We start from the raw sequence: 14423 nt of genomic DNA, 5'->3' as shown, positions 1-14423 counted from the left end.
ATAGGTATAGAGGCTGTCTCAGAATTATTATCAGTATTGTTGTTAGAAAGCCTCTTGGATTTGAAGTGGATACGATAAAACCACTAAATACAATCACATATATCGGGGAAACACCATACATATAGTTAAAGGAAGTAGAAGTGAACATGTCGAGTGATATTAAGACGATACCATTGATGGACGAAAATTCTGTTGATAATTCAAGTTGCAGCACAGGCTGTGGCAATTGTAATTCAACCGGCTGTGCCGGTGGACACATTGTAAATGCAGGCTCAAGTGATGATGTTGTTTACATGAACCTCCTTTTTTTTGCACTGTTTTTTATTGTGATGATTGTTACATCGTACCTGATAATGAAAATATTGACTGCGATATTCCAGTAAATTATTCGATAAATTAATTAATGAATTCAGGACTTTCTATTAAGTATGAAGGCCGTCCAGCAATCCACAAGTTCGGACAAAAAAAGAATCCTTTGATATATTGGATGAAATGATACACAAAGGCTGGCCGTGCTCAACAGAGTTGTATGCAGAGATATTGAAAGCTATCAAGTAATCAGCAATGGTCTGGCTGTCAAAAAGCGGCTTTATTTCCCCATTTTAAACAATGGACTGAGAAGATACGATCCGATAACTACAAGGTTTGCCCCTGCCGCCACCCTGACCCCGGCGGTATTGCCAAGATAAAACAACAGTACTACAATTATCATCAGGACAGCTGCCAATCCAAGATATTTCATATTCCTGATCTTTGGGTAATATACCCTGCTGATCATAAGTATTGCTAATATTGACATTGCAGCCATCAGGCCATAAGAAAAGAACTGCCACCCCACATTATAAAACACCAGCACATACAATGCCACGGCCAGGCCGGAAGTAGTGATAGGAAGACCCACAAATCCGTCCATTGCACTGATGGCATTGAAACGGGCAAGTCTCAGTATACCGCATGCCAAAAACGCCCCTCCGACCACACATATCAGATTGTGGTACTGGGGTGCCAGAATGGCATATGCGATAACCGCAGGTGCCAGTCCGAACGAGATCACATCGGCAAGGGAATCAAGATTTTCCCCGAGCACACCATATTCCATGGACCTTGCAATAGCACCGTCCAAACCATCTGCAATAACCGCCAGTAGGATTAGGATCGAGGCGTGGTAGGCGTTTAAAGGGGACTGCACCATCATCAGGACGGCAGTAAAACCAAGGAGTGCATTTAATAGTGTCACCAGGTCAGGCAGTTTGATCAATCGGTAAATGCTTTCGTTCATTTCATCCACCTGCAAAATGACCGGAATCGTTTTGACCAGTCGTGTTTCTTATTGCTATGGCAGATTCGGCAGCTTTTACCCTGTCACCTTTATTGACAATCAGCGTATATCCGTTAGGGGGTGTGATATCCACCCGGCTTCCGAACCGTATCATGCCGATACGCTCACCCCTGACTACACTGTCACCTACATTAAAGTACGTGTCGATCCTGCGGGTCACAGTACCTGCTATCTGCACCATCCTGACAAGTCCGTAATCCGACTCAATACAAATCAGGTTGCGTTCATTCCTGTGCGAATCCTTGAAAAAGGCAGGCAGGTATCCACCATCCTTATGTTTCATCTTCACGATCTTTCCACTGATAGGGGCCCTGTTGACATGCACATTGTATATGTTCATAAAGATACATGCCGTGTTATCCCTGATATCCACAATTTTACCGTCAGCAGGAGATAAAATTACATCCTTTGGTCCTTCTACTGTACGTTCAGGATCCCTGAAGAACCAGATGAAAAAAATATCCAGTATAAAAACAAGTGCGGACTCCTTTGCCAGTAGTGACGAATTCAATAAATAAGCAGCCACTGCCAGTGTCACTGCAACTGCGAGTAGGCCCCTGACCAGGGTTTCGGTATTTCGGGCCAGAATGATTAACCACTCCTGATCAGCCTTAGGTCCTCTCTTATCAGCTGCCAGAGATTATCGATAAGGTCCAGGAGTTCAGGCAGCAGTTTCAGGACTGCATAGGCGATAAAGAATAGGGCGATCCCTGAGCCAGCTTTTGCAATAATGTGATGCCCTAAATAGAAACTGGCAGAATCATGCAGGAATAATTCATTGCCCAGGATATTTACTGTCATGGGTCCGGTCCCGAACCAGTTGTAGCCATATGCTCCTATCACAAATGCATTCCTTATGAGGTTGAGTATGTATATTACCGGGATCGAAGCCATCAGTGCCATGAAAATCCGTTTTTTCTCTGCTTTTATGCCAAGTATGATCCCGAAGAACAGGGCTATGCTTTCAATGGCTGTACACGCCAGTATGATCTCTACCCTGTATCCTTCAAGGATTATCATGTTCCAGTCAAGCCTTTCTACAGGAAATCCTGCTATCTGTGCGAGCCAGAAGGTCTGAGAGGTCACTATTGATATCAGTAAATGGTTCAGCGATTCGATTTCAGCGAAGGGGAAATAGAACAGGCATCCCACTGCCGTGATAGTAGTTACAGCTGTCAGGGTATTTTGCCTGTCAGTGGGATTATCGTTTTGTATGCCTTTTCTTGAATCCAGATATGTACCGAACATCAGTTGAGCTATGATAATGCAAATGAATGCCACGACCAGGGTCAACAGTATCATTGAGAGATCCCCTTCCTTGATGTAATATAGCGGTTGCAGCGCCCAGTATATGGCAAAAAATATCCAGCCTATGCCGCCAATGGGCATCCGGTACTGTTTATGTTGTGATGGAAGTATGGATGCAAGTAGGAAGAATACCAGTGACATCCATAGAAAGTAATTTGTCATGCTTTAAGCCCCTGATTTGTTACTGTATATAATCTTATATTATATACTACTCCGCATGTATAATCCGCATATATTAATCCAGAACTATAGATCACAGCCACATAGGTCACCGGGGATACAGAGGCAGGATCTAAGGCTCCGGAAAAGGCATCTCTATAACCTCTGTAGTAGAAAGTTACAAAAAACGGTAGTGTCCTATAAATCGTGACCTATATATTAATTGAATTTGAAAAACGAACTGATGATTTTATCTGTTAATTCGGCGTGAAGCATTTTGTTTTCTCCTTTCAGATTGGAGACTTTTTAATTTATTCTGAATCAATGGATCATGGCAAAAAAGATTAACCGCAAGGGACGCGGAGGATCGCAGGGAGTTGTTATTTTTCTCTGCGTCCCTCTGCATAATCGGCGGTTTTCAATATTGTCAAGAAAATAATAAAAAGTCTCATGAAATATAGGACACTACCCAAAAAACAGACATGGTTTGCCATATAATACGAAATAAACCAGGATAACGTTGAAGTGGCCGGAGAACTATAGTCTGCCAGGATGGCTAAGTAACATCACTGAACATATTTCGAAACGTTCTTATTATAGCAAACAATACAAAGTATACATCATATCATTGAGGGAAATCAAATGGCAAAAGAAGATAAACGACTTGTACTTTCAGAAGAGGATTGCATTGGCTGCGGAATCTGTGTAACTGTATGTCCTACCAACCTTAAGCAGGAGAAGGACATAAACTTTGATGTGGATGCCGAGCCCAGGGCAATAGCTGTGGACAATGGGCAGGCTGTCATAAACGATGACCTGTGCATAAAATGTGGCATATGCACTAAGAACTGTCCGGTAGATTCACTAACGATCGAAGTTTTAGCATAATATTTTAGGGGTTAGAATCCCTACAGTTTTTTTTATTTACATATCAGTATATACTTTCTTCCAGGCATAGAAAATGCGAACGTAGTGAGGATTTTACTGACTGACCTGTAAATTACCTTAGGTCAGGAATCAATTACTAAAATTTTTATTCAATCCCGTCCATACTCAATTGGTTCCATGCGCATACTTCACACTTCTGATTGGCATATAGGCAAAAAGATCTATGGAGAGGACAGACTGGATGAACATACCCGGTTCCTGGACTGGCTGCTGGAAATCATAATTAACAGGGATGTAGATGTCCTGCTTGTTTCAGGGGATGTCTTTGATTCATCAATGCCCCCTGCCCGGGCAACTGACCTGTACTACCGGTTCCTGTTCGACCTGTACGGGAAGACCCGCACCCATGCAGTCATAATCGCAGGCAACCACGATTCAGCAGTGAGGCTGGCCGCACCAGGGCAATTCCTGAAGATGGCCCGCATGCATGTCGTGGGCGGCATCCGTGATTCTGCAAAGGATTGCGTAGTGCACCTGGACGCAAATGGCCAAACTGCTGCCTTTGCCGCCGTGCCCTACCTGAACGAAAGCGATATTCTGCCCCATATCCCGCTGGAAGCAGAAATAGAACGCTCGCTGAGATACCGGGAGGCTATGAAAAGGATATATGATGAATGCCTGTCGGCAATGGATGCCGATATTAAAGTGTTTATGGGACACTACTTCATCCAGGGCGGCACATTCGGAGACTCGGAGCGGCTGGTGCAGATAGGCGGTATTGCGCCGATCAGGACCGATGACCTTCCCGGTGATGTAGATTATATTGCACTGGGGCACCTGCACAAGCAACAGCAGATCAAGGGAGGTGGCTGTCCTATTGTATATCCAGGTTCGCCCCTGCCCCTCAGTTTCAAGGAGGCAGAGTATGATAAGAAATACGGCAAGAAAGTCCTCCTGGTCGACCTCGGCACTGACGTTGCGTGTAATATCGAAAAGGTCACTGTGCCCGTGTTCAGGGAACTGGTAAGGGTGGATGGGACTCCTGACGAACTGACGCAACTGGCCAATTTCGGGGACTGGAAGGACAGGTACATTGAGGCGAAAGTACTCCTGGACGGCCCTGCCGTTGGCGTGGGAGATGAAATACGCCAGGCATTCGCCCTAAAGGGCGGCAAGGTGCTTGTGGTGGAGTCAGTACTGCCCAGGGCAGGTGGTGAAATTTTATCCACAGAGGATATTAAGACCAGGACCCCTGTGGAAATATTCCAGGACTTCTACAAATACAAATTCGGCGAGAGCGGGCCTGATACTGAACTGGACGAATTGCTTACCACTTTTAATGAATTGCTGGATATAGGTCGGGAGCAGGAGATATAGCCTTGAAACTCATGTCGCTGTGCCTGAAGAATATCAACAGTTTCAAAGATGAGCTTCACCTGGACTTTACCAAAGAACCATTGTCTGATGCTTCCCTGTTCGCCATAACAGGCCCAACCGGTTCGGGTAAGACAACCTTGCTGGATGCCATATCAGTGGCACTGTATAACCGGACACCCCGGCTGGATGGAACAGGCAGCAGCAATCCGGTCAATCTATTAAGCCAGGGAACCAGAGAAGGTTTTTCCGAGGTGGTGTTCCAGACAAATGACACGCAGTACCTGGCTGAGTGGCGGGCAAGGCGGAGCAAAAAAGGTGATGTCAAACCCGAAGTAAAATTGCTCCGTGCAGATACAGGGGAACTTATTACCAGCAGGCGGAAGGGAAAAAGCGGCAGTGACATGGCAGATATGTCGGTCGAGGACGCAGTTACAAGTATACTGGGCATGGATTTTAATGCTTTCAGGCGCTCTATCCTGCTGGCACAGGGCGATTTTGCAGCATTCTTAAAGGCCAGTGCCGATGAGAGGAGACAGATACTTGAGGCCACCACGGGCATGGGAGAGTTTGAGGTGCTGAAGGAGAACCTGAACCAGCAGGTCAGGAAGGTGACAGGTGAATACGATATTGCAGAGGCCGGCCTGGAATCTATACCGCAGGTATCTGCTGAAGAGATCGGTACGGCAGAAAAAGAACTGGCCCGGCTTGAAGCTGAACTGCTTAGTCTCAACGAACCCAGGACCGCCCTGGAAAAAGAAAAGGAAGAAGAGCAGCGGCGGGTGGATGCCCATAATAAACTGGATGAGGACAGGAAAAAACAGCAGGAACTGCTGTCAGTGAAGGACAATATGGAGAACCTTAAGGCTGAGATCGAGCGGGCACAGAAGGCTTCAGACATCCGCTCAGAGATGGGATCGTATCATACTGAAAAGGAGCGGGTGGAAAAGCTGGAGACTGCACTGGAAGAGAGTATACATGAAAAAGATACAGGACAAAAACGATTCTATGAAGCGAATGCGAAATATGATGCGGCAAACCAGGATTTTGAAACTGCAAGAAAAGACGCTGAACAGAAAGAAAATGCATATAATGATGCAGCTGTCCTGGAAACCCGTGGCAAGGAGCAAATAGGGGAAGCAGATAAAAAACAAAAGGAAGCAAATGACCTTAAAGTAAAACTGGACGGACTTAACAACCAGATACAGCAGAAGAACAAAGAGATCGCGGCCCTGGAAGGGCAGCTTAAGGGTGACAGGGAGTTCCTTGAACATAATCCCCTGCCTGAAAATGCGGATGACCTGCTAGCACGGGCGTCACAAACTGCTGCCTCTCTTTCCGAGAAGGAACGAACATTAGGGGAGAAACAGGAAACTCTGATGAGGGAAAAGAACGAACACCAGGCAAAAACAGAAGAGATGGAAAGGACTGTAAATGAGGGAAAAGTCATTGAAACCAGGAAAAATGACATCACGTCCCGCCTGGAAGCTGTCAGGCAGGCACTGCAACCGCTGACTGAAGAGGGTAACAACTACTACTGGCGCAAATTAGGGTCGGCATGGGGTGAGGTAAGGGATGCAGGCAGCAGGTTCCTTGAGTCCTATGAACAATTAAGCTGGATATTTGATGATACAATACTGACCGCATCGGTTCAGGAATTCAATGAGAAATTGCATGAGTTCAAGCACAGGATGGAACTTATGAAACAGCAGGTAATGACTGCTGAGGAAAAGGTCAAACGCTGCCAGGCCGAAGAGAAGGCCGTAGCTGCCACCAATCAGGCACTTATCCTGCGCAGGGAGCATCTTACAGCTGGGGAACCGTGCCCTGTATGCGGTTCAACTGAGCACCCCGATTCCGGTAAACACGAACCTGACAGGGAAGGTTCCATTGATATGGCGAGGGATAATGTGCAAAGTGCCGGATCAGAACTGGAAGATGCAAAAAAAGGCCTTGAATCCATACTAAAAAAACTCGTAAGTCTGGCAAAAAAGAAGGTTACTGCATGCGATAAGCGGATTGGTAAAATAGAATCCCTGTCAAAAAAGATAGATTTTACCGAAGGTGAACTGAAACTGGCAGAGCAGCAGATCGAGGCCAACAGCAATCGTATTAATACATTGAATGACCAGATCGAAGGCATAGCTCAAAGGATGCAGGATATCTATGCTAAAATAATGGAAATGGAAAATGACATTGCATATAACAATAAGCAGTTCCTTTCTATCATTCCTGCTGAATTTGCAGGTGAACCGCCTCAGTTTGCATTTGAGAAATTCAAGCAGCATATATCAAATACCCGGGAGTCCATCGGGCGTCTGGAGCAGAACAACAGTACACTTGTAGAACTGGGAACCTTTGTACAGGAGAACACCAGACGCCTTGATGAAGATACAACACGCTACAGCAATCTGCTTGAAACCGCTACCGTATACAGGGATGAAGGTACCGGATTACTTGAACAGGTCATGGAAATGACCGGCGGTAAAGGAGTAGAGGCAGCAAGGTCGGCACTTGAGGCGCACCTGATTAAAAAAGGGAATAACAGGGATACCATGCTGGAAGATTCCAGGCAGGCTGAAACGCAACTGGCAGCGATTACAGCCCGGCTGGAGGGACAGAAAAATGACCTGGACAGGACGCAGGAGAAACTGTCGGCCATCTGGTCCGTATACCTAAAGGCTTTTGAAAATGCAGGTTTTGAATCTGCCAAGGAACATAAGGCATCATTCAGGGACCCTGGATGGATGGATAAGAAAAGACAGGTGCTGCAGCAGTATAACAATGACTGGCATACCGTTGAAGAGAATATAAGAACACATGAAGCTGTTTTTACTCAGACTTCTTTCAATCCCGATAACCTCGTGGATATCCTTGACAGGGAGATGAAGCTTATTGCATCAATTCAAGAGAAGAACACCCTTAAAGGTGGACTTACAGGTAAGATAAAAACACTTAACGAAAACTTCACAAAGAGACAGGAACAGGAAAAAAAACTGGAAGGGGCCAGGGCTGAAATGGAACGATGGCAGAAACTTGCAGGGGTAATACCTGCAAACAGCCTGAGGGACTTTGCCTTGCAGACCATGTTCGACCTGCTCATTACAATCGCAAACCGCCAGTTGTCTGATATAACCTCCAGATATGCATTAAGGGCTGTTGACCTGAAGGATATGGTAGTAATAGACCTGTGGAATGCAGGCGAGGAACGCCCGGTCGAGACCCTGTCCGGCGGCGAGTCATTCCTGGTCAGCCTGTCGCTGGCCCTGGCACTTTCTGAACTGAGCAGCGGGCGCTCAAGGCTGGAATCCCTGTTTTTGGACGAGGGCTTTGGCACACTGGACAGCGAGACCCTGGATGCCGCCCTGAATGCACTGGAAAGCCTGCGGTTATCTGGCAGGACCATTGGAGTGATCAGCCATATCGAAGCGCTTACCCGGCGCATACCTGTGAGAATAGATGTGAAAAGGACAGGGGTCGGGACATCAACCATACATGTGAAGGGATAGGAGAACAAAATCCTTAAATGAGTTTTTCAAAGGCTTTTATTGCCTTTTTGCCTGATATAATTAGCAGTTTCATACTTCAACCGCTAATGTATGAAAACTAAATTCCTGGATATTTGCAATATAGGAAACTACATCTTCGGTCTCATCATCAAGACACATCTCAATGACTTCATGGATGTTCTTGAGTGCCTCATTGAGGGTCTCTCCTTGAGTATAACAACCTCTTAAAAGCGGACACTCTACTACATAAAATCCATCTTCACCTTTTTCTAAAATAATTGGAAAATTTATTTTATTTGAGCTGGATTTCATTGTAAAATTAAGTGCCTTTCAGGCTGTCCCAAAACTAAAATCATGTGTACAAATCAAATGATATCCATCCTATATCGGATAATAACATTAAATTACAATTGATAATTGCCTAGTTGAGATAAAATATGATTGAATTGTATAATGTGAATTGGTTTTGGGACAGCTTGCTTTCATAGATTTAAGGTTGTTGTAAGTTCTATACAAAGAATATTTGCAATAGTGAACGAAATGTTTATATTAGGATGAGGGAAATGGTTTATTATGAATACAGAGGAATATACTCAACAAATCGTTGATGACCTATACTCTTTGCCCAAAGACAAGATTGTCGAGGTAATGGATTTTGTGCATTTTCTAAAGGAGCAAATGCAAAATCAAAGTATCCCATTACATGAGACAGGATTGACTCGGGAAGAAGCATTCGATTTGCGCAGACGGTTGACAACTTTTAAAGACGATTGGAATGCGTCTGGTATGGACGACTATGACAACTTATAAACAGGGAGATATCATCCTTGTTTGGTTTCCGGATTCTAATTTGATGACCGCAAAAAAACGTCCAGCAGTTGTTTTACAATCAAATAATTTACAAACTGGATTGGGTCAATTGATCATTGGTATGATTACTAGTGTCAAGTCAACATCAAAGTGTCAGATTATGAAGGGAATAGGGCACAATTCTAAAATCAAATTATTTCAATAATAATATTAGACGCAGATTTACACTGATTTACGCAGATGCAACCTTAAATCTGCGTAAATCAGTGTAAATCTGCGTCTTAAAAATAACTGGGAAATGGAACAGTGTCAGATAATATATCTAGCGATATTGTATGGTTGACTTGACACTAGTAATTTAATACGTAAAGGTCACAAGAGCCGTATTTACGTAGACATCCATACGGAAATGGGCCAAGAAACTGGCCTTCTAAGTGATTCTATTATTATGACTGATAATATTGCGACCGTTCGTCTATCAGAGATTTACAGAAGAATTGGAACATTTACAGAGTTGGAGATACTGAAAGAATCGTTGAAACACACATTTGGACTTTAAAATAAAAATGAATTGACACATGATCAAGTGTGAGTGGGCTTGTGTGTGGATAACTCATATTTCAGAGATTGTCCGATAATTCAAAATCTTGTGGTATCTACTTCAAATCTAACACCTGGAAGTTGACGCTAAACTATAGCCATAAAAAAAGATATATATGGTTTCATCGTAGATTCTAGTAGACCATTTATTAATGGTTGGTTAATTGTTGGACAGCCTCTTTTAACTAAACAATAAAAGAAGGTGTTACTCATAGAAACAAAAGTGAAGGATTTAACGGTTATGGAACTACACTCTCTCATATCTGATACAGTCAAAGAAACCATGGAAGATTTAATCGAAGATATGTTAGCACTTTCAAGTGATGAATATCTCTACTCTATTAATGAGGCAAGAAACGATTATAATGAGGGTAGATTGAAAAAATTTGAGGAAATCTTTAATGTATAATGTTGTATTTACCAGAAGGTCATTAAAAGACTTAGAAAATATTGACAAATATATACAGAATAGGATAGCTGTGAAACTCAAGGAATATACTAAAGAGCCTCAAAAATATGGTGAGAAATTAATTAATCATAAAATAGGAACATATAGGTTCAAAATAGGAGACTATAGAATTATATTTGATATTGACAAAGATACTATAGTAGTTTTAAGAATTGGGCATAGAAAAGGCATTTATAAATAATAAGATACCGTTAAAAAGCGCATATTTATCTTATATTTTCTATCCTTAGGGTAATTGACTTCTGCTATAACTTTATAAAATGAGGAAATGGAAACCAAACTCTACACTGCCTTCGGCAATCATACGTCTACCCAATACATTCGTTTTACTATCCGACCTCCAACCCCGTTGATGCCCCGGACAGAACGTAACGCTATTCGGGGTCATTGACTTAAGTGGCCAGCGAAAAAATGAAAAGGTGTAGACCATGAAAGTAATTTATAAAATCACCTATCCAAACGGTAAGATTTACATTTGGAAAGATTTGACAGACAGCATCAACTATTTTGGAAGCGCATCCAGTGAATTAATTGAAAAAGATTTTATGCGCGAACAACGCCGTGATTTTACAATACGAAAAGAAATTATCTGGGAATCAGAAACTGCGACCGACCCGGAAGTTAATAAGAAGGAAGTAGAGCTCATTAGATTGCATCGTTCAAATGAACCAGAGATTGGATATAATCAATTGCCAAAATTTCATGATGTGAGGTACACTGCCGATTAGAGACTGAGAGAGCCGTCCCCCAGCCAGTGCGAGGGGGCTCGTGTGTGGATACCTTATATTTCAGAGATTGTCAGGTAATTTAAAATCCAAATGAAAAATAGACAAATTGGAGCTTTAAATCGAAAAAGAAGCAAGAGATTTGTTACTGACAGTAATTGTTAGACAGCCTCTATAACCTCAAGATATGCATTAAGGGCTGTTGACCTAAAAGGATATAGTGGTAATAGACCTGTGGAACGCAGGCGAACAACGCCCGGTCGAGACCCTTATCCGGCTGTGAATCATTCCCGGTCAGCCTGGGGCTGGTACTGGCACTTCTCAGAACTTAGCAGCGGGTGCTCAAGCCTGGAATCCCTGTTTTTGGACGAGGGCTTTGGCGCACTGGACAGCGAGACCCTGGATGCCGCCCTGAATGCACTGGAAAGCCTGCGGTTATCTGGCAGAACCATTGGTGCGATCAGCCATATCGAAGCGCTTACCCGGCGCATACCTATGAGAATAGATGTGAAATGGACAGGGGTCGGGACATCAACCATACATGTGAAGGGATAGGATGGGAGAGACTATATGTAGGCGGCGGCCCCGAGTATCAGTGGGTGCGACAGGGACTGCACCATTGCTGTTGAAATAAATATTTGTGGGATGGGGTGCTGAAAAACAATAGTATAAAGAATGTATTATGTTCGCATTAATATCGTCTTTTTACTGATCTCTATGCTAAAAGCATGGATAACTTTAAAATATTTAAAATCAAAAGACCCGGTAGATGGTCAGAAAAAGAGATAGACTTTACAAAAAGCTACTTAAAAAGAAAGTTGTAACATCCCGGGAAATCAAAAAAGCAGCTCTTGAAATCACTGAACTGACGCTCAGTCCTGCACTCATTCCCAAATACATTTATAGTGAATATACAGCCAAACTGCTTGCGGAAGGTAAACTTCAAAGAATCAGAAAGGGATTATATGCAGTCCTATCTCCATTCGAAGAACCAGAAAAATACATCTCAGATAAGTTCATCATTGCAGGTAAGATCAGGAATCGCTATTATCTTGGGTTCCATTCTGCTCTTGAATATTATGGGTCAGCATATAGTCATTATAACGAAGTGTACATTACAGTCCTTCCCGAAGATCGTTTTTCTCCTTTTAAGTACCAAAACCTTAATTTTAAACCGATCTTTACTAAAGAGATTTTCTTTGATATTGAATCAAAAAAGTACCGCACTGCTGAAATAAAGGTGAGTAGTAAAGAACGCACTCTTGTTGATTGTGTGGACAGACCGGATTATGCCGGTGGATGGGAGGAATGCTTTAAAAGTCTCAGTATCTTAAGTGGACTTGATTTTGGGAAAATAATTGACATTCTTGACATGTACAGCAAAAAAAGTCTTTATGCCAAAGTTGGTTTTGTACTTGAACTGTTACGTGAGCAGTCTGTGTTCTATGAACATCTGAGTGATGAAATATTAAACAAAATTAAAGCATATAAACCAAAAACTCCAAAGTACCTTGAAAGATCGGTCAGCAGTACTTTAAATAAAGATTGGAATCTTTACGTTCCTGCAGTATTTGTTGAGTATCTTTAGATAAAGGAAGTTAAACGGTGTATAATTACAATGAAATGCAGGAAGTAACAGGTTTCCATCGGCTCGAAATTGAAAAAGTATGCCGCATTTCAACCATGCTTGAAAAAATGATGGACGTTCCCTTTTTAAAAGAGCGGCTGTCACTAATCGGTGGAACAGCTATCAACTTTATTTACACAAAACCACTGGCAAGACTTTCTGTGGATTTAGATTTCAATTACCGGCACATCGACGAGGATGATTGGGGAGAGGTTAGAACCAGAATTGATCACGTAATAAAACAGGTACTTTATACACAGGGATACGTAGATGCCGATATAAAGATCGATTCAAGTTACCCGCTTGGCAGGATGGTTGTATATTACAGGAATTCAGTTGGGAAAATGGACAGTTTTCAAATAGAAATCGGATACATGCGAAGATTTCCACTGCTAAGATCAGACATCCTTGCGGATTTTAACCATATTTGCAGGAATGATAAATTCAAAGTAAAAACGCCACCTAAAGAAGAATTGTTTGCAAATAAATGGTGCACTTTTTTACGGAGACGATCAGCCAGGGACCTATATGACGTTTACACAATTGCAAGGCAGGATTTCGATATGGATGTGTTTCGAAAATGTGCGGTTATTGAAAGCATACTCATGGGCAAACCAAAACTAAATGAGATCAATATAAACAGTCTTCTCTGCAATTCTTTGCATTTTGACAATCTTGCAAGAATGGTGAATCTGGAAGATAATATCGATTATCAGGCTATCAAAAAGGATGTTCTGGATTTTACACAAAATATCATAGGCCAATTAAAAGAAAATGAGATTAAAATGATTGAGACATTTTACACTCAAAGCATGTTCAATCCAGACCTGGTCGATGATGACGGGATATTTAATGAGGGGCTAAAAGACCACCCGATAATCAAATGGAAGCATTTAAAATCGAATCGAAAATAACCGATATTGCAATAATTTTAATGATTTCTATGTAATATGCATAGATATGAATAAAAAACCCACATAACAACGACCTTGTCAACAGCAACCACAATATCAGCTTTTGCCTTCTCCAGTTCATTGTCATGCTGGATGTAGGCTATTCAGGGATGGTGTGCCAGTGTGTAGATAATAACCAGATTGCTATCCTGTGCCAGATTTAACCAGACGACTTCAAATCTAAGGATAATTAGCACCTCTTAAAAAAAACTCGAAAGGACAAGAGTTGAAATGGAACGATGGCAGAAACTTGCAGGGGTAATACCTGCAAATAGCCTGAGGGACTTTGCCCTGCAGACCATGTTAGACCTGCTCATTACAATCCCAAACCGCCAGTTATCTTATATAGCCTCTAGGTATGCATAAAGGGCTGTTGACCTGAAGGATATGGTGGTAATAGACCTGTGGAACACAGGCGAACAACGCCCGGTCGAGACCCTGTCCGGCGGCGAGTCATTTCTGGTCAGCCTGGGGCTGGCTTTGGCACTGTCAGAACTGAGCAGCGGACGGTCCAGGCTGGAATCATTGTTTTTGGACGAGGGCTTTGGCACACTGGACAGCGAGACCCTGGATGCTGCCTTAAACGCACTGGAAAGCCTGCGGTTATCTGGCAGGACCATTGGTGTGATCAGCCATATCGAAGCGCCTTAAACGCACTGGAA

Annotated in this window: 16 protein-coding genes and 1 pseudogene; 13 read left to right on the top strand and 4 right to left on the bottom strand. The window is 42.8% G+C overall.

Going from position 1 to position 14423, the window contains the following annotated elements; genetic code table 11:
- The first annotated feature begins 146 nt into the window (after positions 1-146).
- On the top strand, positions 147-383 hold the full coding sequence (locus tag HF974_09830; GenBank protein MBC2698606.1) for a hypothetical protein: 237 nt from the start codon (positions 147-149) through the stop codon (positions 381-383).
- A gap of 206 nt (positions 384-589) precedes the next feature.
- Here HF974_09830 and pssA read toward each other — a convergent pair whose 3' ends face one another.
- From pssA to artA, 3 genes are read right to left on the bottom strand one after another with little or no spacing between them, the layout of a single operon-like run.
- Complete coding sequence (gene pssA / locus HF974_09825; protein ID MBC2698605.1) at positions 590-1279, bottom strand: CDP-diacylglycerol--serine O-phosphatidyltransferase; 690 nt, start codon at positions 1277-1279, stop codon at positions 590-592.
- A gap of 1 nt (position 1280) precedes the next feature.
- Positions 1281-1931 (bottom strand): phosphatidylserine decarboxylase, encoded by a 651-nt coding sequence (locus HF974_09820; GenBank protein MBC2698604.1) that lies wholly within the window; start codon positions 1929-1931, stop codon positions 1281-1283.
- Positions 1931-2809: an archaeosortase A gene (artA, locus tag HF974_09815; protein MBC2698603.1), complete on the bottom strand. Its 879-nt coding sequence runs from the start codon at positions 2807-2809 to the stop codon at positions 1931-1933. The genes HF974_09820 and artA overlap by 1 nt, the downstream gene beginning before the upstream one ends.
- A gap of 639 nt (positions 2810-3448) precedes the next feature.
- On the opposite strand from artA, the gene HF974_09810 reads away from it, so the two are divergent.
- From HF974_09810 to HF974_09800, 3 genes are all read left to right on the top strand, one after another.
- Positions 3449-3694, top strand: coding sequence for a 4Fe-4S binding protein (locus tag HF974_09810; protein ID MBC2698602.1), 246 nt, complete (start codon positions 3449-3451; stop codon positions 3692-3694).
- Between the two features lie 177 nt (positions 3695-3871).
- Positions 3872-5071: an exonuclease SbcCD subunit D gene (locus tag HF974_09805; protein MBC2698601.1), complete on the top strand. Its 1200-nt coding sequence runs from the start codon at positions 3872-3874 to the stop codon at positions 5069-5071.
- Positions 5072-5073: 2 nt separating this feature from the next.
- On the top strand, positions 5074-8577 hold the full coding sequence (locus HF974_09800) for an AAA family ATPase (protein MBC2698600.1): 3504 nt from the start codon (positions 5074-5076) through the stop codon (positions 8575-8577).
- 69 nt (positions 8578-8646) lie between these two features.
- Here HF974_09800 and HF974_09795 read toward each other — a convergent pair whose 3' ends face one another.
- Positions 8647-8889, bottom strand: a complete 243-nt coding sequence (locus HF974_09795; protein ID MBC2698599.1) for a type II toxin-antitoxin system HicB family antitoxin — start codon at positions 8887-8889, stop codon at positions 8647-8649.
- A gap of 261 nt (positions 8890-9150) precedes the next feature.
- Here HF974_09795 and HF974_09790 point away from each other — a divergent pair, with 261 nt between their 5' ends.
- From HF974_09790 to HF974_09750, 9 genes and pseudogenes are all read left to right on the top strand, one after another.
- Entirely contained in the window at positions 9151-9387 is a 237-nt protein-coding gene (locus HF974_09790; protein MBC2698598.1) for a hypothetical protein, read from the top strand.
- On the top strand, positions 9374-9592 hold the full coding sequence (locus HF974_09785) for a type II toxin-antitoxin system PemK/MazF family toxin (GenBank protein ID MBC2698597.1): 219 nt from the start codon (positions 9374-9376) through the stop codon (positions 9590-9592). The genes HF974_09790 and HF974_09785 overlap by 14 nt, the downstream gene beginning before the upstream one ends.
- A gap of 618 nt (positions 9593-10210) precedes the next feature.
- Positions 10211-10396 carry a hypothetical protein gene (locus HF974_09780; protein ID MBC2698596.1) on the top strand — a complete coding sequence of 62 codons (186 nt, stop codon included), beginning with the start codon at positions 10211-10213 and terminating at the stop codon, positions 10394-10396.
- Positions 10389-10637 carry a type II toxin-antitoxin system RelE/ParE family toxin gene (locus HF974_09775; GenBank protein MBC2698595.1) on the top strand — a complete coding sequence of 83 codons (249 nt, stop codon included), beginning with the start codon at positions 10389-10391 and terminating at the stop codon, positions 10635-10637. The genes HF974_09780 and HF974_09775 overlap by 8 nt, the downstream gene beginning before the upstream one ends.
- A 247-nt stretch (positions 10638-10884) precedes the next feature.
- Positions 10885-11184: a GIY-YIG nuclease family protein gene (locus HF974_09770; protein ID MBC2698594.1), complete on the top strand. Its 300-nt coding sequence runs from the start codon at positions 10885-10887 to the stop codon at positions 11182-11184.
- A gap of 231 nt (positions 11185-11415) precedes the next feature.
- Complete coding sequence (locus tag HF974_09765) at positions 11416-11736, top strand: hypothetical protein (protein ID MBC2698593.1); 321 nt, start codon at positions 11416-11418, stop codon at positions 11734-11736.
- A gap of 214 nt (positions 11737-11950) precedes the next feature.
- Entirely contained in the window at positions 11951-12769 is an 819-nt protein-coding gene (locus HF974_09760; protein ID MBC2698592.1) for a hypothetical protein, read from the top strand.
- A gap of 17 nt (positions 12770-12786) precedes the next feature.
- Positions 12787-13722 (top strand): nucleotidyl transferase AbiEii/AbiGii toxin family protein, encoded by a 936-nt coding sequence (locus HF974_09755; GenBank protein MBC2698591.1) that lies wholly within the window; start codon positions 12787-12789, stop codon positions 13720-13722.
- 270 nt (positions 13723-13992) lie between these two features.
- Positions 13993-14412: pseudogene (locus tag HF974_09750) on the top strand (hypothetical protein).
- Positions 14413-14423 lie beyond the last annotated feature (11 nt).

Source organism: ANME-2 cluster archaeon (assembly GCA_014237145.1).
Lineage (GTDB): Archaea > Halobacteriota > Methanosarcinia > Methanosarcinales > Methanocomedenaceae > Methanocomedens_A.
The sequence above is the reverse complement of the archived record's forward strand: the minus strand, read 5'-3'. Positions and strand labels throughout refer to the sequence as shown.